Here is a 24,834-nt window from a genome sequence, read left to right as displayed (position 1 = left end):
ATGCTAACGTTTGAAGAGTTTTTTAAAAAGAAGAAGATAAACCTGGCCGCGCTGCAAGATGCCGAACCGGGTTTATTTGCCGAATTTGAAAACCACTACGGCCAAATGGGTGAAAAAAGCTTCGATCACACCAAAAAATACTGGTTCAACAAACTCCGCTTAAAATACCACCTTGCACCCGAAATTAAGGTTGAGAAGGCAGTAATTGAGAACCGTCTCGCCGAGCAAACCATTGTTGACTCGCTCACGGAGCCTGTAACATCCGCGCCCAAAACCGGCTTTACACCACGCTTTAAAGCACCATCAACACCAAAAACAACAGAAGAAACACCACAAGCCGAAACCTCGGCAGAGCAACCTGCTGCAACACCGCCGCCTACAAAGGTTGGTTTTACACCAAGATTTAAGGCCGTACCGAAACCGGCAGAAGAAACACCACAAGCCGAAACTCCGGCAGAGCAACCCGCTGCAACACAGCCACCTGCAAAGGTTGGTTTTACACCAAGATTTAAAGCGGCGCCAAAACCGGCGGAAGAAACACCACAAGCCGAAACCCCGGCAGAGCAGCCTGCTGCAATACCGCCACCTGCTAAGGTTGGTTTTACTCCAAGATTTAAGGCAGCACCAAAACCGGTGGAAGATACGCCACAAGTTGAAACTTCAAAGGCTAAACCTCCAACGGAAAGCCGTGAACCGCCTGTTGAAGCAAAACCCGCATTAGGCTTTAAACCGAAATTCCGCGCGGCAACTGCGTCAAAGCCTGCTGAAGCAAAACCTGTTCCTGAAAAGGAAAACGTTATCAAGGATGAGGCTCCGGACAATACGATACAGGCAAACACCGGGGAGGAAACGGCACAGGAAATTCCCGAAGAAAAGCCTGCTACCAAAGCCCCACTGGGTTTCAAGCCGAAATTCCGTGCAGCAAATGCTACTCCAAAGCCTGTAGAAGAGATTCCGGTACCCGAAGTTCAGGAACCGATAAAGGATACTGCCGAGCCTGCAACGGCTTCGGACGTTGCACCCGAAGAGAAACCTGCGGAAGAGACTCCCGCCCCCAAACCGCCCTTAGGCTTTAAACCAAGGTTCAACGCCAAAACAACGCCTCCGAAACCACCGCAAGAATAATATCCGCTATTGTGGGTTGCGTTAGGATGTGTAGAAATTTATTTATTATTTAGTGTCACGTTTTTCGGAATGGGTAAGTCTATTAAGCACCATGAAAAAACGTATTATCCTTATCATCGCGGGTTGCATCTGTAACTTAGCAAATGCGCAAGACACCTATAAAAGACTCGACAGCTTATTTAATACCCAGTTAAATGCTGGTTGGCTAAATGGTAATGTATTGGTGGCAGATCATGGGCAGGTAATCTATAAGAAGTCATTCGGCTATGCAGATGTTCCGAACAAAATATTAAATACCGATAATTCAGCTTTTTTTCTTGCCTCTTTAACAAAAACTATCACTTCGACGGCTGTGCTGCAACTGGTTCAAAAAAACAAGATCGACCTGGACAGTCCGTTAAAAAAATACTTGACGCAATTTCCTTATCCCGATGTAACCATCAGGAATTTACTTTCACATACCTCGGGGTTGCCCAGGGATAAGGCCGAAATATTTGATACGGTTTTGAAGGTACAGCCCACAAAGAAATTTGGGTATCATGACATCGTCCCGGTTTTACAGCAATATCCTAAACCGCTGGCCTTTAAACCCGGCGATGAATACAGCTATTCAAATATTAACTATAATTTACTGGCAGTATTGGTTGAGAAAGTGTCGCATATGGCTTTTGATGATTATCTTAAAAAATACATATTCAAACCGGCAGGTATGGCAAGCACTTATTTGGGCAATCCTCAGGCCGTTCAAAAACCCAATGTAACCAAGCGTTATTCCTATCCAAAACATTACTATCCTAATTTAAAACAGGCCGATTCTATCCCGACTGATACCAGCTATACTGTTTTTTGGGGACAGGGTAATATCATCAGTACAACAAATGATCTTTTAAAGTTTGATCAGGCGTTGTATCGCGGCAAGCTGGTAAAAAAGCAATTGCTTGATGAGGCATTTAAACCCGCTGTGCTCAACAATAAAAAAGAGGTAGTAGCAGGTGGCGGTGTTTCGTACGGACTGGGTTGGTTCATTTTAACAACAAAGGCACCAGAAAAAATCGTTTTTCATACCGGCTATATTGAAGGCTTGAAAAGTATAATGATGCGGAACCTGTCAAAGAATCAAACCGTCATTATCTTAGACAACACCCAAAGCCTTACTAACTTTATTACTGCAGCTAATGTGATCAGTATATTAGATAATACACCACAGGAAAAAGTTAAAATATCTATTGCAGACAGGTATGCCAAAGTACTTTTTGAGCATGGAGCCGATATGGCTGCAAGCCGTTTAGTGCAAATGCAGGCAGATAGTGCCCACTACAGATATGGCGTACGTGAGATGGATTTTATTGCCAACGAATTGCTCGACGACTCTTATATTGATAAAGCCCTGGAAGCTTTTAAGATCAATTTAGTTTTAAATCCAAACAATATAGAGATGCATACCAGCTATGGAAAAGCGCTCACCAAAGCCGGTAAAAAAGAAGAAGCTATTCTGATATATAGAAAAGCGCTGGCCTTAAAGCCGGATGACAAGAATATACGGGACAGCCTGATTAAATTGAAACAAAAAGCCGTCTCACAGTAACTTATGAGACGGCCTCTTCCATATAGCGTTCGGCAATTACTTATTTCTTTTCGGCTTTGGCACTTTTGTTAATGCCGCTTTCTGCAATTTTAGTAAGCAGGTCATCAGTCTTTTTTTCTTCCTGCAAGGTAGCATCAAGCAGTTCAGCAGCTTCGTTATAGCCTAACGTAGCGGCTAAGGTTTTCAGGGTACCATAAGAGGCAATTTCGTAGTGCTCAATTTTTTGAGCGGCAGAGATGATTCCCGCATCACGGGTGATGGTACCTTCTTCGGTATCTTCCAGTATCCCGGCACCTTCTTTTAGCAAGCCATCCATGGCATCGCATTTTTTGGTAGCGGCCTTTTCACCTATCGCTTCAAAAACCTGCTCTAATCTTACCGCGTGGTTTTCGGTTTCGGCAAGGTGGGTTTCAATAGCTTTGCGCAACTCATCAGATGTAGCGCCTTTTGCCATTTTAGGCAATGCTTTGGCCAGGTGTTTTTCGGCCCAGTAAATGTCCTTCAGTTCGTCAATAAACAGCTCATTTAAAGCTGAATCGCTCACCTCAACAGCAACTTCTGTTGCTTTGGGTGCTTTTGTTTTTGTAGTTGCCATAGTGCAGATAATTTTTATGTTTTTAATGTACATAAGCCATTACTAACACCATGCCAATTACCTATTTATATATAAATTTAATTATAATTCAATATTTGCGCCCTCTTGTTTTAGGAGTTTTAATGCCTTTTTCAAATCGGCTTTTGTTTTATGAAGGTCTTTCCATGGGTTATCAATTTTATCGGCGCGTTCTTTTATGTTGTAAATAGTATAGTCTGAAAGCTTCAAATCATCATTTACCTCGTGCCAGTGCAGCGGTGCCGATACCGTAGCCCCCGGTTTTGGCCGTACCGAATACGGGCAGGCTATGGTTTGTCCGCGGCGGTTCTGCAAAAAGTCGATATACACTTTTTTAGGTCGCTTAGCCGGACTCCGTTCTATACTTGTAGTATCGGGCAGTTCATCATGTACCAAATGGGCTACATACTCGGCAAACACTTTTACAAAATCATAATCGTACTTAGCACCCAGGTAACAGTAAATATGCAAGCCCTTTGAGCCCGATGTTTTTATAAAGACTTCGAGTTTCATCCTGTCGAAAACTTCTTTTGTTTTCAGCGCGGCTTCAATCGCCTGGCTAAAAGGTACATCATGCGGATCAATATCGATCACCACATACTCGGGGTTCTCCGGCTTTTTATAGCTGCTCAACCACGGATTAATTTCGATACAACCCAAATTGACCATATAAATCAGCGTGGCTTCATCGGTACCTACAATGTAGTTAATATCCTTATCGTTACTTTCAGAGTACACCTTTTCGGTCTTGATCCAGTCGGGCAGGTTGGCGGTATTATCTTTTTGAAAAAAGCCCGGATCATCAATCCCGTTGGGCTGCCGTTTCATGGAGATGGGTTTATCTTTCAAAAAAGGCAAAATCCTGTCGGCCATACTTTGATAGTACTTTACCAGTTCGCCTTTGGTGATGCCTTCCTGCTTCCAGAATACTTTATTCAAATGCGATACCTTCACTTTTTTACGACCGTAGGTGATGATCTCCTCGTCGGCCATTTGCTTTTCGGGGGTTTCCATAACAACATTTTCTTTGTTTTTATCCATCCTTAAACCCTTATAAACCGGGTGGCGCAGGAGCCCGTCGCCCGTCCATTCGGTATACCAAACCTCACAAACCAGTTCGGGCTTTAACCAGGTGATCTTACTGCGCTGATGCGGTTTTTCGTCGAACGGGCGCTTATCAGTTTCAAGCGGTTCCATTTTTGCAAACAGCTCCTTAAGCGAAGCCTCATTAAAACCCGTACCGCAATTACCAATGTATTTGATAATATCGCCCTGATTAATCCCCAACACCAAAGCCCCGAAATGCTTACGCGAACCGGTTGGCGCGGTATAGCCGCATATCAATGCTTCCTGCGAATTTTGATATTTAAACTTCAGCCAGCTATCGCTCCGTTTGCCACTGTTGTAATAGCTTTGCCCATTCTTGGCAATCACGCCTTCCCATTCCTCTTTTTTAGCCTTGTTAAATAAATCGGTGCCTTTGCCCTCCACATGTTTGCTATAGATAATAGAAGGCGTAGGGTGCTGCGCGATTAGCGTTTCCAGCAGTTTTTTTCGTTTGATCAGTTCCAGATCACGGATATCGTGTCCGTTTAGTTTGAGCAGATCGAATACGTAATATTTAAGCGTGAGATTATCCTTATCCCCATCATAATGCTGTATATCCTGAAAGCGGCTCCGGCCTTTATCGTCTTCGATCACCAGCTCACCGTCAATAATGGCATCCTTGGTGATCTCCTTTAATTCGTCAACCACCTTTTTGTAATCCTTACTAAAATCGATACCATTGCGCGAGATGAGTTTGGCGTTTTTGCCGGTATAACCAAGCGCGCGGTAGCCATCCAGCTTACGCTCGTATATCCAATCTTCATGGTCGAAGATCTTACTTTCCAGTTTGGCCATCATCGGGCGGTAGGCACCGCCGGTGTGCTGTTCTTCTACAGGTTCAGCTGCTTCGTTTTTGTCAGGAGTTTTTTTTTCAGCCTTAACTTTTTTGCCACCGGGCAGGGCGGTCGCTTTGCCGTCCTTGTTATTCTTCATGGCCTTTATTTTTTCGGGCACAAGGTCTTCGCTGTTAAATTTCTTTTCGGCGTAATCGTCCTTGTGTTTTATCAGCAGCCACGAATTATCTTCGCCGGTTTTTAGTTTTACCAGCGCGAATTCGCCTTTTAAAATAGTGCCCTTCAGCCTGAATTTTAAGTTACCTGCCTTTAAGCCTGCCCGTAATGTTTTGATATCATCCTTACGGTCATCAGCTAAAGATTCATAAGTACCATGATCCCATATCAACACCACACCTGCCCCATAATTTCCGTTGGGGATAATGCCTTCAAAGTTCTGATAATCTATCGGGTGATCTTCCACCATCATGGCGAGGCGCTTGTCTTCGGGGTTAAGCGATGGCCCTTTCGGCACGGCCCAGCTTTTTAGCGTACCATCCAGTTCCAGCCTGAAATCGTAATGCAGGTGCGAGGCATGGTGGCGTTGCACCACAAAGGTTAAGGCCTTACCCTTACTTTTACCACTTTTGGGTTCGGCGGTTTTGCTGAAGTCGCGCTTTTTTTCATACTCCTTAAGGCTCATGGTCAGGCTCCTTTTTTAGCATTTAAACTTTCCATTAATTGCTCGTACAGGTCGGTTCCTTTTGCTTTATGCGGCTTAAGCTTTTTAATGGTCGGCCGTTTGCCCTTGGCTTTCGCGCGGATGATCTTCAGCAACTCATCATTATACTCATCCTTAAATTTCGACACGTCAAAATATTCGGCATATTGGTTAATGAGTGCCAGGCCTACGTCGAGTTCTTTTTTGCTCACGGTTACATCGTCGGCAATGTTAAGGTCGTCGGTGTCCCGTATCTCCTGCCCGAAACGGATACGGGTAACCACCAGCACGTTTTTAACCGGGTGTACGATGCACAGGCTTTCGGTATTGCGGAGCACGAAACGGGCAAGCCCGGCCTTTTTCGATTTAATGAGCGCTTTCAGCAACAGGGCGTATGCCTTACTGTTTTTGGTATCGGGCTCGGTATAGTACGATGTTTCGTAAAACATGGGGTTTACATCGCCAATGTCAACAAAGCTTTCAATTTCTATGGTCTTATTTTTTTCGGGCGCGGCATCTTCAAAATCACGCTCTTCGAGAATGATGTATTCCTCATCGAGTTTATAACCCTTAACAATCTTGTCGTAAGGCACCTCTTTATGCGTTTTCTCGTTCACGCGTTGATATTTTATGCGCGAATGGTCGCGACCGTCGAGCATGTCCAGATCAATAGAACTGCTTTGCACGGCAGAATACAGTTTAACCGGTATACTCACCAGTCCGAACCCGATAGAACCTTTCCAGATAGATCTCATAGTCAGCTTGTTTTATTAGCTTAAGTATAACTATTGAGATGGGGAATATGTTTGGAGGGGTGGGGGCGGGGTTTCAGGGGCGGGGTTTGGGTGGGGATGTGTGTAGGAAGTTGGCAGGATAGAAGCAATTCGCATAGTCAACTCACCCGGTCTACGCTTCGCTGGACCACCCTCTCTGCTTCGCAAAGAGGGAAAGAACTTCGAAACCTTTCTTTCCGCTTGCGGAGAGAGGGGCGACAAGCGAAGCGATGTCGGGGTGAGTTGATTTCACCGATCTTGTGAGGTTTGAGAAAGAAATTAAGATCGGATTATTCACTCAGTAAATTCGGTTTTCGCCAGGTAATTATTCGCCATACCAATTCGGCGCTGGAGAGGGCGATGATGGCGAACAGGGCTGCCTGGATGCCTTTTTCTTCGGATGCGAACGCGCCTGCGAGCGCAATGAAATATACCGATACCGGTAACACGATCATGAGGTAGAGGCCTTTGGTACTTAACGGGATCTTGAAAGGCCGGTGCCTGCCGGGTTGTTTTATGCGGAGGGTAAGCAGGGTAATGTATTCGAGTGAAAGCCCGGCGCCGTATACGGTAACGTCTATAATGAGCAGGTCGGCGAATGTCCACAACACCATCAGGCTTACTATTATGGAGCAAATTACTATGGAAATATAGGGTGTTTGAAAACGGGGATGGTTACGGTTAAGTCCTTTCGGCAGTAAGCCGTCATCGGCCATGGCCTTGGGTACGCGCGATACCGACAGCAGCACGGCGGCATATATGCCCAACGTGCTGGCCATTCCGCCCATGGCGATGAGCGCGCCCAGCCATTGCCCGCCGATGAGTACACCCAATGCAGGGAAGCCATCGTTGGTTAAAACATCCTTATTAATGCCTGATTGCTGCGCTACCAATACCGCAAAAAAGTACACCACCATTACCAGCGCGAAGGCGATAGCGATGGAGTTTAAGTACGACTTTACGGGCTTCTCCACCTCCTGGGCGTAGGTGGTTATATTATCCCAGCCTAAACAGTTCCACATTACGGTGTATAACGCCATACCCAGTGAAGGGTAGCTGATGCCATGTAATGATGGTTGTGGCAACGCGATACCGCCTGTATGCTTATAAAAGAAAACGGCTACCAAAACTATAAATGGCGATAACACCGCAGCACTTAAAAACAAGGAGACTTTACCCACGGGCACTATCCCCAATATGTTCAGCCCTGCCGACGACCATATTATGAGCAAGCAAACAGGGATCTTATATGCCTCCAATCCCGGGAAGAAAAACGCCGCGACTCAACGAAGAGCACAGGATAAATAGCCAGATCAACGAAGGTATAGAGCCAGGTCCACCAGCCTTCGTAAAAACCCCAGCGAGTGCCCAGCGTGTTCTTTACCCATTTGTAATAGCCGCCCTCCACGGGCATCATGCTGTTGAGCTCCATTACGGTGAGTATGGCGGGTACATCCCACAGCAAAGGCGTAAGTAATAAAAGTAAGATGGCGGCATGCTCACCGGCATAAGACAGCAAGGGCTCCAGGCCATACGGCCCGCCCGACACGGTAAAAAATATCACCGCGATAAGCTGTAAAGGCCTGATCTTCTTTAACGATTGTGGGGATGGCATCGGTTATAAAAATATAATTTCTGCATTGAAAATTATAACAATAAGCGGTATAGCAGCTGTACGAAAATTACAACACCTGGTAAACTTTAAGGCCATTAAAATAAATAGCGCATTTGCCTTGCGCAACTTACGTACGACAGGTAGTAGAGGCTGCTCATTAACAAAGAAAAACCTCAGAGCTTTTTAAACCGGATGGAAGAACGATAATAATTGTAAAATTTTTACCGGGCGCTTTTAACAATGTCATTTTAAATGTTTTTACCGTAAATTTGCATCATCATGGGAGAGTATAATTTAAAGGTTACCATTGACCAGGATTCGGGCTTTTGCTTTGGGGTAGTGTTTGCTATTGACATGGCCGAAGAAATACTGGAGCAAGACGGCTACCTTTATTGTCTTGGCGATATTGTGCACAATGATGAAGAGGTTGCCCGCCTGAAAGCCAAAGGCCTCCGCATTATTGAACACGCCGAACTGGGCGAGTTGCATAACGAAAAAGTGCTCATCCGCGCCCATGGCGAAGCGCCAGAAACTTATCGCACCGCTTTAGAGAACAACATTACCCTGATTGATGCTTCGTGCCCGGTAGTGCTGAAACTGCAAAACAGGATAAAAACATCGTTCGATAGTAAGGAGAAGATCCTCATATTCGGTAAACACGGCCATGCCGAGGTTATTGGATTGCAAGGGCAAACCAACAACGAAGCTCTGGTTTTTCAGGACATTGCCGAGCTGGATAATGTGGAGTTGCCGCAAAGTTTTACCCTGTACAGCCAAACCACCAAAAGCATGGAGAAATTCTATGGTATTAAGGATGAGTTGCTGTCGCGCGGGTATGAGGTAAAAGCGAATGATACTATTTGCCGGCAGGTATCGAACCGCGATAAAGATCTGCCTGCTTTTGCTACCAAATTTGATAAGATCGTGTTCGTATCCGGCCGCAAATCATCAAACGGTAAGGTATTGTACGAGGTATGCAAAAAACATAACCCAAGCACCTACTTTATTTCGGCGGTTGATGAACTGGATAAGATCCTGTTCAATCCCGGTGATACCGTAGGCATTGCAGGCGCTACATCGACACCTATGTGGCTGATGAAAGATGTGAAAGAAGCTCTTGAGCAATTTTAACAGCACGATATTTGCGCTATAGCATATTCATGCAAAAAGCACCATCATATACCGGTTTATTTGTTGCCATACTGGTTATTGGCAGCTGGCTAATGTCCATTATTTTGCTGATGCAATGGCAGGTGAACTTTGCTAATCCGCTGCTTTATTTCTTTATTTTATTGCAGATGCATTTGTATACGGGACTTTTCATTACAGCCCATGATGCCATGCACGGTACTATTGCACCTAACCGTAAGGTCAATAACGCGGTAGGATACATCTGTACCTTTTTTTACGCCTCGTTCTGGTACCCACAACTGTATACCAAACACCACTTACACCATAGCCATGTACATACCGAGGTCGATCCGGATTACCACGAGGGTGGTTTTTGGAGTTGGTATGTGAGGTTTATCCGCAATTATCTGTCTGTATGGCAAATTGTAATTATGGCGGTAGTGTTCAATATATTAAAGCTATGGATTCCGCAGCCTAATCTGCTGCTGTTTTGGGTAGCGCCATCTTTATTAAGCACCTTACAGCTGTTTTACTTTGGCACTTATTTGCCACACAAAGGTGAGCACGATAATCAATACCACGCCCGTAGCCAGGCCCGAAACCACGTAGCGGCCTTTTTCAGCTGCTATTTTTTCGGCTATCATTACGAACACCACGATTCGCCGGGCACACCATGGTGGAAGCTCTGGCAAACGCCACCGCCACAAGCAAATAAATAGGCTGTTTACTAAGTCAGCAGTAAATAAAAAGGATATTTTTACAGCAACCTAAACATATCGTTAATGGAGATATTACATCGTTTTGCACACCTGATTGATGTGAACCTGATAAAAGGCAGTTTTTTCAGTGTACTTATTATCATAGTTGCGAGAAACCTGTTAAAAAGAGATTTAGATTATAAGCGACCGGTTATTATAATCAGCTGGATAGTATTGGTCTATACATTGCTCAACATCATCATCCCTGTTATTGAATTCCTTGTTGGTTATTTTTCATCGGCAGAGTATTATACAATAAATATTATTAATCGTGCAGTCGGACCATACTGGTGGAGTTATTGGATGATGTTTTTGGTTGGTTATATCCTCCCTTTGTGCTTGTTTGCAAAGCGGCTTCGTAGCAAGGCTTATCTTGTTTTAATCATAACTGGTTTAATGAGTCTTGGTTGGTGGTTTGAGTTATTGACTATCGTGGCTACTTCTACAAGGCGTGAAGCTGTGCCTGATAATGCCGGCAATTTTTCACCCTTGCTAATCATTCCGCTTCAGGGGGCCCTCGTCGGAGTAATATTGATAGTTATTTGTAACCTGCCGAAGAGCAGCCTAAAACGACAAATAAGCTAACAATAATTTCAATGGACACGTGTTTTGCAATATAACGTAGTTGGCGGCATTCATAAGCTAATCATCAATTTGCAATAATAGTTCCCCCTTCAGGGGGTTAGGGGGTTTTTTATTACATTTGCGCCTCGAAATATTATGGCTAAAAAGGGAATTTTATTAGTGAATTTAGGTACGCCGGATAGCCCGAGCACAGGCGATGTGCGCCGTTATCTGGATGAGTTTTTGATGGATCCGAGGGTGATTGACGTAAATGCTGCTTTGCGCACCTTTTTGGTTAAGGCGGTTATTGTACCCTTCAGGGCGCCAAAATCGGCCAAATTATATAAGGCTATCTGGGACGATAAAACCGGGTCGCCATTAAAACACTACAGTATATTACAGCGCGATGCCCTGCAACAACGCCTTGGCGATGGTTACATGGTTGAGCTGGCTATGCGCTACCAAAACCCATCGATAGAACTGGCACTTGATAACCTGAAAGCCGCCCTGGTGGATAGCATACAGGTGATCCCGATGTTTCCGCAATACGCTTCGGCAAGTACCGGTTCGGTATATGAAAAGGTAATGCGTTTGGTTAAAGATTGGCCTACCCCGCCGCCTATATCGTTCATCAATTCGTTTCACGATGATGATTTGATGATCAAAACCTTTGCCGATAACGGCCGTAAATATCAGCCCGAAAAATACGATCATATCCTGTTCAGCTTTCATGGCTTGCCGCAAAGGCAGCTTATTAAAGCCGATCATACCCACAGTCACTGTTTAAAAGTGAACGATTGCTGCCAAACGCTTACCGATAAAAATAAGTTTTGCTATTCGGCGCAATCATACCATACGGCCAGGCTCATCGCGGCCGAACTGAATATTTCAAAAGAGGATTACACCGTTTGCTTTCAATCGCGCCTGGGCAGCGACCCATGGGTACAGCCCTACACCAGCGAGGTAATTGCACAACTGGCCAAAGAAGGTAAAAAGCGCTTGTTGGTATTTTGCCCGGCCTTTGTTGCCGATTGCTTGGAAACCGTTTTTGAGGTTACCGAAGAGTACGGCGCCGAGTTCAAACATTTAGGCGGCGAAGAGGTGCAACTGGTGGAAAGCCTTAACGACTCACCCACCTTTATCGACGCGCTGGAGCGTATGGTGCTGGCTAATTAATATTTTCGGCATTGGCTTTTACACCTGTATCGCCTGTTGGCGGATAGGTTTGCGGCTGTATGATCACGAAGCGGACAAGCTGGTATTCGTCCATAATGCGTTTGCGCAGCCTTTCGATGGTATCGGTGATGTCTTCCGTATCCAGGTCGGGCTTAAAAGCCACGATCAGCATCAGTATAACCTCCTCCGGCGATTGGTAGTTCGATAAAATATTAAGCACTTTTATTACCGAACCATCCTGCTCGGCAATGGCCTTTATTTTGGTCTTTGTTTCGGGGGCTATACCCTCGCCCATCAGCAGGCTGCGACTTTCGCGCGCCAGTATGGCCGATACGAATACCAACAGCAAGCCCACCATTACCGATGCCAACCCATCCATATAAGGCAGGTTGTAACCATGACCGATCAGCATAAACACCAACACGATCATCAGGCCAATTACGGCGGCGCTATCTTCAAACAGCACCAAAAAGCTGGTTGGGTCTTTACTTTTTACAATGGCATCCCACCAGCTTAACTCGCCTCTAACCTTGTTAAATTCTGTTATGGCGATAACGAGCGAACTGCCCTCAAATATCATTGATAGCACCAGTACCACGTAGTTCCATGTTGGGTTGCCGAATGGCTCGGGTTCCATTATATGGTGCACGCCCTGGTAAATAGAAATGCCGCCGCCCAAACCAAAAATGAGTATCGATACAATGAACGACCAAAAGTAGATCTCCTTACCATAGCCAAACGGGTGTGTAGCATCGGGTGGTTTGCGGCTGCGTTTAAGGCCATACAATATCAGCACCTGGTTAATGGTATCAACCAGCGAGTGCACCCCTTCAGATATCATGGACGAACTGCCGCTGAAGCCACCGGCAACAAACTTGGTTACCGCTATAAGCAGGTTGGCCGCCAATGCACTGTATATTGATTTGTAATTTTTAGCCATGCCTGCTATTTAATGGGTTGATGCCTTTATTACAAGCAAGCGGATAAAAAGTTTAGGCTTTATACCTGCCGATGCCTATAATTATTTATTGCATCTGCTGATTGCTAAACAATTAGCATTTTAAACGATAATATGTATTTTTAAAAACCAATAGTCAACTTGCTAAATAAATGAAGAACATTCCCCGTTATTTACTTACGCTACTCATCCTGTTTTGCACAACTATTGCATGGGCAGAGCAAAAAACGCCCCGGTTTAAAGTGCTGGCTATTTACGAAAACGGCGGGCACCATGTTGCGTACTCAAAAGCGGCAAGGGTATGGCTTGATAAGCTGGCTACGGATAGCAACTTTACTGTTGATTATATACAGGCCCCTAAATTGATTACAGATGACCTGTTGAAACGTTACCGGCTATTTATTCAACTTGATTACGCGCCTTATGGCTGGGGTAAACCGGCTGAAGATGCTTTTATAAAATACATCAACGAAGGCCGCGGCGGGTGGATAGGCTTTCACCATGCCAGTTTACTGGGCGAGTTCGACGGGCAACCGATGTGGCTGTGGTTCTACCGGTTTATGGGTGGCATCCGCTTTAAAAACTATATAGCCACGTTTGCATCGGCAAGGATAAAGGTTGAGCAGCCCGCGCATCCGGTTATGAAAGGTGTGCCCGGTACATTTGTGGTAGATAAGGATGAATGGTACACTTACGATAAAAGTCCGCGGGCTAATGTACAGGTGCTGGCCTCGGCCGATGAATCAACCTATCAGCCTGCTACAGATATAAAAATGGGCGACCATCCCGTAGTGTGGACCAACCCTAAATACAAGGCCCGTAACATCTATATTTTTATGGGGCATTCGTCGGAATTATTTAGCAACACGGCTTACACCAAACTATTTACCAATGCCATATTTTGGGCGGCGGGTAAACATTAAACCTATCTTACAGCAATATAATGAAACAACTTTTAGCCTGCCTGATGTTTCTTTTCGCCTGCGGATATTGCAGCGGCCAGCCCAGTATTTATGTTAACCAGGTGGCCTATAACAGCCATAGCCCCAAAACGGCTTTGGTTGGTATGAATGAAAAACTTACCCGTAAAACGGTGTTCCATTTGGTGAATAATACTACCGGCGGGGAAGTGTTTACAGGCGTGTTAAGCGGTCCGCAGGCAATAGAAGAATGGCTGCCGGGTAAGGTGTTTTATTCGGCCGATTTTTCAACGTTCGATAAATCGGGTACTTACCATGTAGCCATCAGCATTAATGATAAAACATACCAATCGGATAGTTTTGCCATTGGTGATAATGCTTTGGCTAAACTCACCCTGCCAAGCATAGTACACTATTATAATAAGCAACGTGCCAATACACCGGCCGAGCTGGAGGCCGATAAAAAAGTGCGTTTATTCGGCAGTAACAAAACGGTCGACCTGCATGGCGGCTGGTGCGATGCATCGGGCGATGTAAGCAAGTACTTTTCGCATTTGGCCTATGCCAATTTCATGTCGCCGCAGCAGATCCCGCTGGTTACCTGGTCGCTCATTAACGCTCGCGATAATATGCCCGGTTTGCTCGGTCAGCTTAAAATAAAAGATTCTATAGAGAACGAAGCGCTTTGGGGAGCCGATTATCTGGCAAGGTCGCTATCAAAGGATGGCTATTTTTACATGATCGTGTTCAGCTATTTTAATAAAGATCCGCATGCGAGGCGGGTAGTTGGCTTACTGGCTAACAGCGTAACTACCAATCAATACCAGGCAGCATTTCGCGAGGGCGGTGGTATGGCTATAGCGGCACTGGCCCGTGCATCGCGCTGGAAAAAGCATGGCGAATATACGTCGGCACAATATCTCGCGGCAGCAAAAAAAGGCTTTGCCCATTTGCTCATCTACAATAAAAAGTACGATGACGATGGTAAAGAAAACATCATCGACGATTACTGCGCCCTGATGGCCGCTACCGAGCTTTGGGCCGCCACCAACAATGTATTATATCGTAATGAAGCCCGTAAACGCGCAGCTAACCTTAATGCCCGTATTACTAAAGCAGGTTATTTCAGGGCCGATGATAAAGGCCGTCCGTTTTGGCATGCATCTGATGCCGGTATGCCGGTAATTGCCCTTTGTCGATATCTGCAAAAGGAGAACGATGCTCCGCATCGCGAAGCTGCACTAAGTACTATTCGCAAAGCGCTGGCGTATAATTTGAGGGTAACTAACGAGGTGAGCAATCCATTTGGTTATGCCCGGCAAACATTTAAATACAAAGGCGAAATTAAAGACGGCTTTTTTATACCGCACGAAAACGAAACCGGCTGGTGGTGGCAAGGCGAAAACGCGCGCTTAGGCTCACTGGCTACCGCAGCCCTGGCGGGCGCGAAGGTGGCCTATGCCGGGAACAAAGCCGTTAAAGATTCGCTGGAAGTCTTTGCATCGCAACAGATAGCCTGGATACTGGGCTGCAACCCCTACCAGGCTTGTTTTATGTATAAATTCGGGAAGAATAATGTGCCCTATATGCACTCCAACTTTGGCCACGGATCAGAACGGGGTGGTATTTCAAACGGTATTACCGGTAAAGATGGCAACGCTGATGGCAGCGGCATAGATTACAAAACAGAGGCCGAAGGCAACGAATGGCGCTGGACCGAACAATGGATACCGCATTCGGCATGGTTTATGCAGGCGCTTACCGCCATGTACGCTCAATAGTTGTAGCAAAGCTTTATAGTAATTATATAATTATTTTATTTTTGGTTCATGTTATTGAAGCCCATTAGCCGTGTTGGCCTTATTGAGAAAGACGAATTTTACAAACAACATCTTCAACCTAAAAAGCCGGTAATACTCACCGGATTTGTTAAGGATAGCCCGGCACTCCATAAATGGACGTATGATTATTTTAAAGAAATAGCGGGCGACTATAAAGTAAACCTTTATGGCCGTGAGGATGAGTTTAACGATCATGTTACCAGTCCGCCGGTAATGAAAGCTACTTTTGGCGAATACCTGGATATTATCGCTTCCGGTCCTGCGGAGTTAAGGCTGTTTTTATTCAACTTGTTACAGCATAACCCGGAGCTGAAGAAAGACCTTGTTTATAACGACCCAACAGGCGGTAAAATAGTATCGTGGTTGCCTTATATGTTTTTTGGCGGCGAGGGCTCAAGCGTGCGTTATCATTACGATATTGATATGTCGCACATATTTCTGACGCAGTTTAAGGGTGTGAAAAAGATCTGGCTTTTCCCTTTAGATCAATCGCCGCTGCTGTATAAGTTACCATATAACTTTCATGGCATGGCCAATCTTAACAATCCTGATTATGATAAGCACCCCGGCCTGAAATACCTGAACGGCTACGAATGTGAGCTGCAACCCGGCGAAACGCTGTACATACCATCGGGCTACTGGCACTACATAAAATACGCAACCGAGGGTTATTCGGTAAGTATGCGCATGCTTAACGAAAGACCCATTGAACGCCTCCGCGGACTAAAAAACATACTATTAACACGCCGTGTGGATAACACCATGCGCCGCTTGTTTAAAGATAAATGGCTGGCCTATAAAATTAAACAAGCCGATATTAATGCTAACAGGGCTATAGAAAGATTGAGGGGAGCGTAAGGAAAACGTATTTCCTGTCATTACTGTAAGGTACGAAGCAATCTCTTAGCCATTCATGTTTGCGCTGTATACGACGTGATTGCTTCGTAGCCCGTAATTGACAATGTTTTTTTGTTAAACCAAGTCTCCCCCATCCCCAAAACATTTCCTGCCACGTCCTGTTGCTACACATTAATTGTAATGTTTTTGTTGCATGTTGCACTTCGGGGTATTTCTCCGTCTATAGCTATATATACAAACTAATAATACGAATATGAAGAAGATCATTATAATGGCGGCACTGCTTGCCTCAACTATCGGAGCATTTGCACAAACTGCCGATCTGCGCAGAAAAATTGAAGTTACCGGCATTGCCGAAAAAGAGGTTACCCCTGATATTATCAACGTATCCATCTCCCTTAAAGAATATCTTGACGGTAAAAAGAAAACCACCATTAGTCAGCTGGAGCAGCAACTGGAAAAAGCCGTTGCCGAAGCCGGTATAGCCAAGGAGGACTTTACAGTGAACAATGTATCAAGCTGGAACTATACTATTGAAAAGAAAAAGAACCCCGACTTTTTGGCCAGCAAACAGTACGGTATCAAATTCCGCGACCTGAATAAGTTTAACCAGGTATTGAGCAAGATCGATCCGAAAGGGATACAGTCGACCAATATCGACAGTTACGATTACTCAAAGGTAAACGACCTGAAAAAAGAACTAAAGGTGCAAGCCTTACTGGCCGCCCGCGATAAAGCCAGCTACCTGGTTGCAGCCCTTGGCGACAAACTGGGCGGTGCTATTAACATCACCGAAACTGATAACAGCAGCTTCCCATCACCGCGCATGTATGCTAATATGATGTTTAAAGGCGCCGCGGCAGATAGCGCAGTACCGGAATCGGACATCGATTTTAAGAAAATAAAGCTGAGCTTTCAAATCAACGCTATTTTCGAAATAAAATAAGGCTAACCACATTTTATTAATAGTTGAAAACCAGGCCCCTAAAGGCCTGGTTTTTTTATGCAGTTTAGCCAGTCGTTAACTTTGTGAAAATAATTTATCACATATCTACCAAAAGTTACGTTATAGGATATTTAGGAGAAATTAACTGTATGTTAATATAATGCATTACACTTTATTTAAAACAAGTGCTTGACAATGTGAATATTACCATATATTTTTACGCACCCCTAACAAACTGAGCATGATTCGACAGAGATTCAAGACGGTATTATTAATAGCTCCCGATAACTGCCCGAGGCGACTTGCAGCAGAGTACCAAAACGTTAAACACGTATCCTCACTCGATAGGGTATTCCCCACCATGTTTGAAGTAAAGCCTGATATGATCTTGTTTGATTACGAGCACGTAAAGAACGATCTGGAACGCATTGTGCGCCGCATCAGGATGAATGCCTTCTACAAAAAAACCAAAATTTGCTGCTATAAATTAAAGGCCCATACCGGTACCGATGAATTGCTGAAAGCCATTGGCGTAAACAATTTCGTATACCCCGAAGACCTGCTGAACAACCCTGCCGAAGAAAAAGTGAATATTTTCACCGCCATACTGGATGCTTCGCTGATGAGGGTATTGGCGAAGGTGGCTAACTAAGCTTGATTATTACATAGCAATTGTTTGCATCCGTTTTATTAAATTTGTGTATGACAGTTAAATATTTGACAGATCAGCACGGCAAAACAACTGATGTGCAGCTTTCAATTGATGATTATCTTAAATTACTTGAAAAGGCAAACGAACTGCCCGAGTATGTAAAAGAAGGTATTGAAAGGGGCAGACAGCAAGCACGTGATGGCCGTACAAAATCGACTGCCGAAGTTATGCGCAAATACGATAAAAATGCATGATTCTCGACATCCGATGGACTGAAGAAGCAGAATTTACTTTCGATAGTATCTATGTTTCTATAGAGAACCGCTGGAGCACAGCCACAGCTAATAAATTCAAGGGCAGAGTGTTATCGCTATTAGACAATATTTCGGGTCATCCCTTTTATTCCCCGAGACCGTGATTCCTAACATCCGTAAAGCAGTTATCACCAAACAATCTTCTTTATTTTATGAAATCCATGATGATCATATTGCTTTAGTTTTCTTTTGGGATAACAGGCAGGATCCCCTGTTCTATTGAAGTAACATTCAATTTTCTGAACATTTCGTAACTCAAATAGAAGAAGCAATTCGGGTACACCAAAAAAATCAAAGCACTCAAAACTTTCACCGTTGCGGCGGTGTAAACAACAAAGGCAATAAATACGCTGCTAACAACCATAGAATATACCCACAGCCCCTTATTATTGGCATGTTTACTAAAGTTAAACTGGCAAAAGTAAACAGCTTCGGCACTTAAAGAGATCGCGGTGAATACCAGTGTGGCAATTTCTCCGGTACCCAGATCCAGCGGCCCTTCCTGATCTAATGTATATAAAGACAGCAGTAAACATATGCCCGCGGGTATCAGGTTAATCCAAAATAAGATGGCCGCGGCTTTGGTTGTTGATAAGCCGCGTACATAACCTGATATATTTATCATAGTGTGTTTAAACGCTAATCCAGTAAACAAACTGTCATTCTGAGGAACGAAGAATCTTCTTCGCTATTTAAGTCGGCTAATAGATGCTTCGTTCCTCAGCATGACAGCGTGAAAAGCCTGGCGGCGTCTTAATCAATCCACTCAAACTTAGTATACGGCACTAATGCTTCCGGTATTTTAATGCCATTCTCGGTTTGGTTATTTTCCAGCAGGGTGGCTACGATACGCGGTAAGGCCAGGGCGCTGCCGTTTAGGGTGTGGGCCAGTTGGGTTTTACCTTCGGCATTACGGAAACGTAGTTTAAGGCGAGTGCTCTGAAAAGTTTCAAAGTTTGATACTGATGATACCTCCAGCCAGCGTTGTTGCGCCGCGCTCCAGGTTTCCATATCGTGGGTAAGTGCTGCCGCGAAGCCCATGTCGCCACCACATAAACGTAATACACGGTATGGCAGGCCAAGCTTTTGCAGCAGGCTTTGCACATGCGCGCTCATATCTTCGTGCGCTTTGTATGATTCTTCCGGGTTTACAATTTGAACGATCTCAATTTTATCAAACTGGTGTAAACGGTTCAGTCCGCGTACGTGCGCGCCGTAAGAGCCTGCTTCCCTACGGAAACATGGCGTGTAGCCGCAGTTCTTCACCGGCAGTTCATCGGCCTTTAAAATAACATCACGATATAAGTTGGTTACCGGTACTTCGGCAGTAGGTATCAGGTATAAGTTATCTATACCCACGTGGTACATCTGCCCTTCCTTATCCGGCAGTTGCCCGGTACCAAAGCCAGATGCCTCGTTAACCAATAGCGGAACCATTACCTCGCTGTACCCTGCTTTTTCGGCTTCATCTAAAAAGAAGTTGATTAGCGCGCGTTGCAATTTGGCACCTTTGCCCTTGTACACCGGGAAACCTGCCCCGGTTATTTTAACACCCAGTTCAAAATCTATCAGTCCGTATTTGGCGGCCAGCTCCCAGTGCGGCAAGGCACCGGCAGGCAGTTCGGGGATAGTACCGTTCTCCAAAACTACTTCGTTTTCTTCGGGCGTTAAGCCTTTGGGTACTGATGAATGTGGCAGGTTGGGCAACAGCACCAGCTTTTGGTATAGTTCTTCTTCTACAGCGGCTAATTGCTCGGTATATGTTTTAATATCTTCTTTCCATTTGCCGGTATTGGCTTTCAGACCCTCGGCTTCTTCCTTATTACCGCTGCGCATCAGTTCGCCAATTTTTTTGGCGGCGGCGTTAGCTTCGGCAGCTACCGAATCCGACAGGTTTTGGGTTTGTCTGCGTTTTTCATCTAATTGAATAATTTCATCAACCAGCTCGGGTTGTTTAAAATTTTTTACAGCCAAACGTTCTAATACCTGTTCCCTGTTCTCGCGGATATAACTAACTTGCAGCATTATTTTATTTTTAAAAGGCAAAGATATAATCAGTTGGCGGTTTGCAGTGTGAAGTTTGCAGTTTTTTATTAACCTGCAAGGCAATGCTTACTGCGAACGTTTAACTGCAAACTAAAAAATGGCCGGTAAACTTTATTTAGTACCCACCCCAATTGGCAACCTGGAGGACATGACCTACAGGGCTATCCGCATTTTAAAGGAAGCCGACCTGATACTTGCCGAAGATACCCGCACATCGGCACCCATGCTGAAGCATTTTGATATTCATCAAAAGGTATTTTCGCACCATCAGCATAACGAACACCAGTCATCGGGCGAGATCATCCGTTTTTTAAAGGAAGGCAAAAACATTGCCCTTATCTCTGATGCGGGCACACCTGCCATATCCGACCCTGGTTTTTACCTCGTGCGTGAGGCTTTAAAGCATGAGCTGGCGGTTGAGTGCCTGCCCGGCGCTACGGCATTTGTACCGGCGCTGGTAAACTCGGGTTTCCCTACTGATAAGTTTTGTTTTGAAGGATTTTTGCCGCTGAAAAAAGGCAGGCAAACCCGCTATAAAATATTAGCCGAAGAAGAGCGAACCTTGATACTGTATGAGTCGCCGCACCGTTTATTAAAAACGCTGGAAGAGATGGCTACCTATTTTGGTGCCGACAGACCGGTATCAGTATCGCGCGAGCTCACCAAAATGTTTGAGGAAACCGTGCGGGGTACCGTAACCGAAGTAAAAACATATTTTGAAACGCACCCGGTAAAAGGGGAGTTTGTAATTTGTGTACAGGGTAAAGAGGACGCGAAGGCCTTGAAAGCAAGGTTGCGGGAAGAGCAGGAATAAATGTTGTTTGGTCTATGGCAGGCATTGGGATCACCAAGTTTTGTCATTTCGAACGAGGAACGAGGAGAAACTATTCTCTTGAGCGGTAGCGAAAAATCTTCTACTCCAGGCAAGTAGCAGACTTACAGGGCGAAGAAGATCTCTCCCTACGGTCGAGATGACATGTGGTCTTCCTGAAAACACATCGTTCCCTGGCTTAAAAAAACAGAGTGTCATTGCGAGGTACGAAGCAATCCCGTCGAACGCACAGCTACGAGATTGCTTCGTGCCTCGCAATGACAAATGAACTTAATAAGGTTAGACTTGAAAATAGGCGCGCTTTAAATGAATATTGGAGATTTTTCTTTTCATGATGCTGCATTATTAGAGATAAAACAGCTCACGGAAACTCAAACATTGGAGTTGCTTATTGATTTTCCTGTGGATTGGCCCAATAATGTGTTTCAACGCAAAATACTGCGTTTTAATAAGGTGTATGCCTATTCAGTTAAAACAATACCGTTTGATGGCTTTCCAACTATTTTAGAAATAGAAGAACGAAAGGTAAGCACAACTCAACTTGAATTTGGAACAGAGCAGCTTACTATTGTTCAGAACAAAATAAATATCGTATTAAATTCAGGTAACATAGTTGTTGAATATGAAACGTTTGATCTGATTGACTTATAAGTCTCTTTAACGAGAGAGAACATACTAATGAAAAAAAACATACTTCTATCCGTATTTTCGGGGTTGCTGCTTTGGATAGCCTGGCCGCCAACTTCGTATACTACCTTTTTACTTTTTGTGGGTTTTGTACCCATGCTGATGGCGATGGAGAACATCATGGCCTCGTCAACCAGGCATACGGGTAAAAAGATCTTCTGGACTACCTTTATCGGCTTTTTCATCTGGAACACGCTGTGTATCTACTGGGTGTATAACTCGCTTAAAGAGGCAGGCACTATTGTGGCCATCCCCATCAGTTTGATCCCTTACTCGCTGGGGCCGCTGCTCATGTCGTCGGCTTGCTGGCTGTATTACAGGTTGAGGCTCATCACCAACCGGGGTTACTCGTTGATAGGCCTGGTAATATTTTGGATCGGTTACGAATACCTGCACCAAAACTGGGATCTTAATTTCCCCTGGATGACGCTGGGTAATGGGTTCGCGGTATCGCATAAATGGGTGCAGTGGTATGAGTATACGGGCGTGTATGGCGGTACGATCTGGGTATTGGCGCTTAATATCCTGTTATTTCTTTTATATCTTGGGTTGAAGGAGAACGCCGCCAAACAACGCAGGTTAAGATTGATCATAGCGGCTGCATTTACACTGGTATTGCCGCTTGGGTTTTCGCTGGTTACGTATTATGGCTATCGTGAAATACCTAATCCATCTAACATTGTGGTGGCCCAGCCTAATATAGATCCATACCAAAAAAGTGGAGGCATCCCTGTGCCGGTGCAACTGGCTGCGCTTACTCACCTGTCCGACTCATTGGCCCAGCCTAATACCGAATTTTTTATATGGCCTGAAACCGCTATCCCCGATTATAAGAATGAGGAGGATATCCGCGGCGATATGGCTTTTATGGAGGTAAAGAACTTTTTGAGCAAGTATAAAAACGGCAACGTACTTACCGGAGCCGAAACTTACAAGGTATACAACAGTCGCCTTACTCCTACATCTAACCCTTACGATGATAAAGGCCGTCAGTTTTACGACAGGTTTAACGCGGCAGTAAATATCGAAAACTCGCCCGAAGTACAATTTTACCATAAATCGCGCCTGGTACCGGGGGCCGAAGAGTTGCCTTTCGGCGAAGCTTTATCTTTTTTGAAACCGGTTTTTGAACATTTAGGTGGCGCTACCGGCAGCTATGGCAGCCAGGAGAAACCCGGTGTTTTTTATTCGCAAAGCGGTATCGGGGTTGATCCGGTGATTTGTTATGAATCTATCTGGGGCGATTGGGTGGCTAAATCAGTGAAGAACGGCGCGCAATTCATCGCCATAATTACTAACGACGGCTGGTGGGAAAACACATCGGGTAAAGATCAGCATTTAGATTATGCCAAACTGCGTGCCATAGAAACCCGTCGTTGGGTATGCCGCTCGGCCAATACCGGGATATCGGCATTTATCAATCAGCGCGGCGATGTAGTTAAGCATACCGAATGGTGGGAGAGAACAGCTATTAAGCAAGATATCAACCTTAACTCGGATATTACCTTTTACGTGCAATACGGCGATTACATCCCCAAAACGGCAAGCTTGTTAGCCTTAGCCGGTATCCTTTGGATAGTATTCAGATTAAAATTCGGGAAAAAGAAACTAACTGTCGCGGCTTAAAATAAAGGCCAACAGATCGGTAATAGGCTGGCGCAATATTTTGCCCGGCCTCATGCCATTTTCGTTTAGCATAAGGCTAAGCTCATCGGCAAATACATAGGCTATAGAGCCCACAAAATTACATTTGTATTTATGGTGCTGCGGATAGGGCTTTACGTTGGTATCAATAAACTCCTGAAAGCCTTTTCGCAACAGTTGCTGCGCGTAAGGAGTTTCCCTGATGTTGTATAAAAATTTAGTGAACGATGCCAGGTAAGAGTTAGCCTTGGGTGCCTGGTACACATTCTTGATCACCGTTTCGCGGTTAATATGGTAGGCCTCGTTAAACTGCTTGTTGATGGCATCAGGCATTTTGCCGTATAAAAAATCGGTGATCAGCGCTTTGCCAAACCACGTGCCCGAACCTTCATCGCCTAATACATAACCTAAACCATGTTCGCCCTCGTGGATATCCTCGCCATCAAAAAAAGAAATATTTGAGCCGGTACCCAACACGCAGCATAAGCCTTTCTCGTGACCGCAGGTAGCGTAGGCCGAACCCAACAGGTCGCTATCCACACTAACAAATGCCGTAGGGAAAAGCTGGCTCAACGCATTTGATACGATCTCGTGCCTGTCCGGACTTGAACAACCCGCGCCAAAAAAATAGATCTCGGTAACTTCGGTATTAAAGGCGATCATATCGGCGGCCTGGGCCTGCAATATTTTAACGATCTCCTTTTCCGATAAAAAGTAAGGGTTTAATCCGTCGGTTCTAAAAGCTTTCGGTTCCTGTTGTGGTAATGTCAACAGCCAATCCGTTTTTGAAGAACCGCTATCAGCAACTAATATCATGCACTAAGTTCCTCGAGCACCTGAAAGGTGAGCGGCTTATGAATAAATTGGGTAATATACTTGTTATTTGAACTCCGGCGCAGATCATTAGGGTCAAGCGATGATGACAGCATGAAGATCTTGATATCGTTTTTATCAATTTCCAGCTTATCATACTCCTGCAAAAACTCAAAGCCACTCATTAGCGGCATACGGATATCCAGGAAGATCACATCGGGTTTTATCTCCGTACTGCGCAGAGCTTCAATGGCTTCGCCGGCAGATTGAAATACAACTATCTTCTCGGCAAAATGGGCCGTTTCCAAAATTCTGCTCGTGACAAAATTATCAATGTAATTGTCATCAATCAGCAGGCAAAATTTATAGGGCACCATATAAG

The 24,834-nt window shown here is 44.9% G+C and carries 25 protein-coding genes; 15 read left to right on the top strand and 10 right to left on the bottom strand.

The features are described from left to right. Positions 1–1,125, top strand: coding sequence for a hypothetical protein (locus AC07NA_RS11765; RefSeq protein ID WP_494897762.1), 1,125 nt, complete (start codon positions 1–3; stop codon positions 1,123–1,125). Positions 1,126–1,216: 91 nt separating this feature from the next. Continuing rightward, complete coding sequence (locus tag AC07NA_RS11760; RefSeq protein ID WP_494897761.1) at positions 1,217–2,710, top strand: serine hydrolase; 1,494 nt, start codon at positions 1,217–1,219, stop codon at positions 2,708–2,710. 40 nt (positions 2,711–2,750) lie between these two features. Here the strand turns inward: AC07NA_RS11760 and AC07NA_RS11755 are convergent, their stop codons facing one another. From AC07NA_RS11755 to AC07NA_RS11735, 5 genes are all read right to left on the bottom strand, one after another. Continuing rightward, the gene (locus tag AC07NA_RS11755; protein ID WP_494897760.1) at positions 2,751–3,305 is read right to left on the bottom strand and encodes a YciE/YciF ferroxidase family protein; all 555 of its coding nucleotides are present in this window, start codon (positions 3,303–3,305) and stop codon (positions 2,751–2,753) included. A gap of 81 nt (positions 3,306–3,386) precedes the next feature. After that, positions 3,387–5,906 carry a DNA ligase D gene (ligD, locus tag AC07NA_RS11750; protein WP_494897758.1) on the bottom strand — a complete coding sequence of 840 codons (2,520 nt, stop codon included), beginning with the start codon at positions 5,904–5,906 and terminating at the stop codon, positions 3,387–3,389. A gap of 2 nt (positions 5,907–5,908) precedes the next feature. Further along, a complete protein-coding gene (ku, locus tag AC07NA_RS11745; protein ID WP_494897757.1) occupies positions 5,909–6,679 on the bottom strand; it encodes a non-homologous end joining protein Ku in 771 nt (256 codons plus the stop codon). A gap of 308 nt (positions 6,680–6,987) precedes the next feature. Beyond that, positions 6,988–7,929: an APC family permease gene (locus AC07NA_RS11740; protein WP_494897756.1), complete on the bottom strand. Its 942-nt coding sequence runs from the start codon at positions 7,927–7,929 to the stop codon at positions 6,988–6,990. Beyond that, entirely contained in the window at positions 7,920–8,312 is a 393-nt protein-coding gene (locus AC07NA_RS11735) for an amino acid permease (RefSeq protein WP_494897755.1), read from the bottom strand. The genes AC07NA_RS11740 and AC07NA_RS11735 overlap by 10 nt, the downstream gene beginning before the upstream one ends. A 279-nt stretch (positions 8,313–8,591) precedes the next feature. Here AC07NA_RS11735 and AC07NA_RS11730 point away from each other — a divergent pair, with 279 nt between their 5' ends. From AC07NA_RS11730 to hemH, 4 genes are all read left to right on the top strand, one after another. Beyond that, positions 8,592–9,443 (top strand): 4-hydroxy-3-methylbut-2-enyl diphosphate reductase, encoded by an 852-nt coding sequence (locus tag AC07NA_RS11730; RefSeq protein ID WP_494897754.1) that lies wholly within the window; start codon positions 8,592–8,594, stop codon positions 9,441–9,443. Positions 9,444–9,472: 29 nt separating this feature from the next. Continuing rightward, positions 9,473–10,162, top strand: coding sequence for a fatty acid desaturase (locus AC07NA_RS11725; RefSeq protein WP_494897752.1), 690 nt, complete (start codon positions 9,473–9,475; stop codon positions 10,160–10,162). Positions 10,163–10,225: 63 nt separating this feature from the next. Then, positions 10,226–10,786: a hypothetical protein gene (locus AC07NA_RS11720; RefSeq protein ID WP_494897751.1), complete on the top strand. Its 561-nt coding sequence runs from the start codon at positions 10,226–10,228 to the stop codon at positions 10,784–10,786. A gap of 135 nt (positions 10,787–10,921) precedes the next feature. After that, positions 10,922–11,941 (top strand): ferrochelatase, encoded by a 1,020-nt coding sequence (gene hemH, locus AC07NA_RS11715; protein ID WP_345213515.1) that lies wholly within the window; start codon positions 10,922–10,924, stop codon positions 11,939–11,941. Here the strand turns inward: hemH and AC07NA_RS11710 are convergent. Then, positions 11,934–12,881 (bottom strand): cation diffusion facilitator family transporter, encoded by a 948-nt coding sequence (locus AC07NA_RS11710; RefSeq protein WP_494897750.1) that lies wholly within the window; start codon positions 12,879–12,881, stop codon positions 11,934–11,936. The two genes, hemH and AC07NA_RS11710, sit on opposite strands and share 8 nt — an antisense overlap. Before the next feature lie 170 nt (positions 12,882–13,051). Between AC07NA_RS11710 and AC07NA_RS11705 the strand changes: the two genes are divergently transcribed. The 6 genes from AC07NA_RS11705 (at position 13,052) to AC07NA_RS11680 (ending at position 18,370) form a co-directional block, all read left to right on the top strand. Beyond that, complete coding sequence (locus AC07NA_RS11705) at positions 13,052–13,822, top strand: ThuA domain-containing protein (protein WP_494897749.1); 771 nt, start codon at positions 13,052–13,054, stop codon at positions 13,820–13,822. Positions 13,823–13,842: 20 nt separating this feature from the next. After that, entirely contained in the window at positions 13,843–15,600 is a 1,758-nt protein-coding gene (locus AC07NA_RS11700) for a glycoside hydrolase family 9 protein (RefSeq protein WP_494897748.1), read from the top strand. 48 nt (positions 15,601–15,648) lie between these two features. Then, on the top strand, positions 15,649–16,518 hold the full coding sequence (locus AC07NA_RS11695) for a cupin-like domain-containing protein (protein WP_494897747.1): 870 nt from the start codon (positions 15,649–15,651) through the stop codon (positions 16,516–16,518). A 253-nt stretch (positions 16,519–16,771) separates the two neighbouring features. Beyond that, the gene (locus AC07NA_RS11690) at positions 16,772–17,464 is read left to right on the top strand and encodes an SIMPL domain-containing protein (RefSeq protein WP_345213497.1); all 693 of its coding nucleotides are present in this window, start codon (positions 16,772–16,774) and stop codon (positions 17,462–17,464) included. Positions 17,465–17,705: 241 nt separating this feature from the next. Beyond that, positions 17,706–18,116, top strand: a complete 411-nt coding sequence (locus tag AC07NA_RS11685; RefSeq protein WP_345213496.1) for a hypothetical protein — start codon at positions 17,706–17,708, stop codon at positions 18,114–18,116. A 50-nt stretch (positions 18,117–18,166) separates the two neighbouring features. After that, positions 18,167–18,370: a hypothetical protein gene (locus tag AC07NA_RS11680; RefSeq protein ID WP_494897746.1), complete on the top strand. Its 204-nt coding sequence runs from the start codon at positions 18,167–18,169 to the stop codon at positions 18,368–18,370. Between the two features lie 238 nt (positions 18,371–18,608). Here the strand turns inward: AC07NA_RS11680 and AC07NA_RS11675 are convergent, their stop codons facing one another. Both AC07NA_RS11675 and serS read right to left on the bottom strand, forming a co-directional pair. Continuing rightward, complete coding sequence (locus AC07NA_RS11675) at positions 18,609–19,055, bottom strand: hypothetical protein (protein ID WP_494897745.1); 447 nt, start codon at positions 19,053–19,055, stop codon at positions 18,609–18,611. Positions 19,056–19,183: 128 nt separating this feature from the next. After that, complete coding sequence (gene serS, locus AC07NA_RS11670) at positions 19,184–20,455, bottom strand: serine--tRNA ligase (protein WP_494897744.1); 1,272 nt, start codon at positions 20,453–20,455, stop codon at positions 19,184–19,186. A gap of 118 nt (positions 20,456–20,573) precedes the next feature. On the opposite strand from serS, the gene rsmI reads away from it, so the two are divergent. The 3 genes from rsmI to lnt all read left to right on the top strand — a co-directional run bounded on the left by rsmI (position 20,574) and on the right by lnt (position 23,621). Further along, positions 20,574–21,290 carry a 16S rRNA (cytidine(1402)-2'-O)-methyltransferase gene (gene rsmI / locus AC07NA_RS11665; protein ID WP_494897743.1) on the top strand — a complete coding sequence of 239 codons (717 nt, stop codon included), beginning with the start codon at positions 20,574–20,576 and terminating at the stop codon, positions 21,288–21,290. Between the two features lie 324 nt (positions 21,291–21,614). After that, positions 21,615–21,959 (top strand): hypothetical protein, encoded by a 345-nt coding sequence (locus AC07NA_RS11660; protein WP_494897742.1) that lies wholly within the window; start codon positions 21,615–21,617, stop codon positions 21,957–21,959. Between the two features lie 27 nt (positions 21,960–21,986). Beyond that, complete coding sequence (gene lnt, locus AC07NA_RS11655) at positions 21,987–23,621, top strand: apolipoprotein N-acyltransferase (protein ID WP_494897741.1); 1,635 nt, start codon at positions 21,987–21,989, stop codon at positions 23,619–23,621. Here lnt and AC07NA_RS11650 read toward each other — a convergent pair. Both AC07NA_RS11650 and AC07NA_RS11645 read right to left on the bottom strand, forming a co-directional pair. Then, the gene (locus tag AC07NA_RS11650) at positions 23,604–24,455 is read right to left on the bottom strand and encodes an N-acetylglucosamine kinase (protein WP_494897739.1); all 852 of its coding nucleotides are present in this window, start codon (positions 24,453–24,455) and stop codon (positions 23,604–23,606) included. The two genes, lnt and AC07NA_RS11650, sit on opposite strands and share 18 nt — an antisense overlap. Then, positions 24,452–24,829, bottom strand: a complete 378-nt coding sequence (locus tag AC07NA_RS11645) for a response regulator (protein WP_345213489.1) — start codon at positions 24,827–24,829, stop codon at positions 24,452–24,454. Before AC07NA_RS11645 ends, AC07NA_RS11650 begins: the two co-directional genes overlap by 4 nt. Positions 24,830–24,834: the final 5 nt, after the last annotated feature.

This window comes from Mucilaginibacter sp. GW821-FHT07G05, assembly GCF_059418565.1.
This window is presented reverse-complemented; position numbering and strand designations above follow the sequence as displayed.

Bases quoted from the DNA above. Each gene is read 5' to 3' on its own strand.
- AC07NA_RS11765 (WP_494897762.1), top strand. From the start codon at position 1: ATGCTAACGTTTGAAGAGTTTTTTAAAAAGAAGAAGATAAACCTGGCC.
- AC07NA_RS11760 (WP_494897761.1), top strand. From the start codon at position 1,217: ATGAAAAAACGTATTATCCTTATCATCGCGGGTTGCATCTGTAACTTA.
- AC07NA_RS11755 (WP_494897760.1), bottom strand. From the start codon at position 3,305: ATGGCAACTACAAAAACAAAAGCACCCAAAGCAACAGAAGTTGCTGTT.
- ligD (WP_494897758.1), bottom strand. From the start codon at position 5,906: ATGAGCCTTAAGGAGTATGAAAAAAAGCGCGACTTCAGCAAAACCGCC.
- ku (WP_494897757.1), bottom strand. From the start codon at position 6,679: ATGAGATCTATCTGGAAAGGTTCTATCGGGTTCGGACTGGTGAGTATA.
- AC07NA_RS11735 (WP_494897755.1), bottom strand. From the start codon at position 8,312: ATGCCATCCCCACAATCGTTAAAGAAGATCAGGCCTTTACAGCTTATC.
- AC07NA_RS11730 (WP_494897754.1), top strand. From the start codon at position 8,592: ATGGGAGAGTATAATTTAAAGGTTACCATTGACCAGGATTCGGGCTTT.
- AC07NA_RS11725 (WP_494897752.1), top strand. From the start codon at position 9,473: ATGCAAAAAGCACCATCATATACCGGTTTATTTGTTGCCATACTGGTT.
- AC07NA_RS11720 (WP_494897751.1), top strand. From the start codon at position 10,226: ATGGAGATATTACATCGTTTTGCACACCTGATTGATGTGAACCTGATA.
- hemH (WP_345213515.1), top strand. From the start codon at position 10,922: ATGGCTAAAAAGGGAATTTTATTAGTGAATTTAGGTACGCCGGATAGC.
- AC07NA_RS11710 (WP_494897750.1), bottom strand. From the start codon at position 12,881: ATGGCTAAAAATTACAAATCAATATACAGTGCATTGGCGGCCAACCTG.
- AC07NA_RS11705 (WP_494897749.1), top strand. From the start codon at position 13,052: ATGAAGAACATTCCCCGTTATTTACTTACGCTACTCATCCTGTTTTGC.
- AC07NA_RS11700 (WP_494897748.1), top strand. From the start codon at position 13,843: ATGAAACAACTTTTAGCCTGCCTGATGTTTCTTTTCGCCTGCGGATAT.
- AC07NA_RS11695 (WP_494897747.1), top strand. From the start codon at position 15,649: ATGTTATTGAAGCCCATTAGCCGTGTTGGCCTTATTGAGAAAGACGAA.
- AC07NA_RS11690 (WP_345213497.1), top strand. From the start codon at position 16,772: ATGAAGAAGATCATTATAATGGCGGCACTGCTTGCCTCAACTATCGGA.
- AC07NA_RS11685 (WP_345213496.1), top strand. From the start codon at position 17,706: ATGATTCGACAGAGATTCAAGACGGTATTATTAATAGCTCCCGATAAC.
- AC07NA_RS11680 (WP_494897746.1), top strand. From the start codon at position 18,167: ATGACAGTTAAATATTTGACAGATCAGCACGGCAAAACAACTGATGTG.
- AC07NA_RS11675 (WP_494897745.1), bottom strand. From the start codon at position 19,055: ATGATAAATATATCAGGTTATGTACGCGGCTTATCAACAACCAAAGCC.
- serS (WP_494897744.1), bottom strand. From the start codon at position 20,455: ATGCTGCAAGTTAGTTATATCCGCGAGAACAGGGAACAGGTATTAGAA.
- rsmI (WP_494897743.1), top strand. From the start codon at position 20,574: ATGGCCGGTAAACTTTATTTAGTACCCACCCCAATTGGCAACCTGGAG.
- AC07NA_RS11660 (WP_494897742.1), top strand. From the start codon at position 21,615: ATGAATATTGGAGATTTTTCTTTTCATGATGCTGCATTATTAGAGATA.
- lnt (WP_494897741.1), top strand. From the start codon at position 21,987: ATGAAAAAAAACATACTTCTATCCGTATTTTCGGGGTTGCTGCTTTGG.
- AC07NA_RS11650 (WP_494897739.1), bottom strand. From the start codon at position 24,455: ATGATATTAGTTGCTGATAGCGGTTCTTCAAAAACGGATTGGCTGTTG.
- AC07NA_RS11645 (WP_345213489.1), bottom strand. From the start codon at position 24,829: ATGGTGCCCTATAAATTTTGCCTGCTGATTGATGACAATTACATTGAT.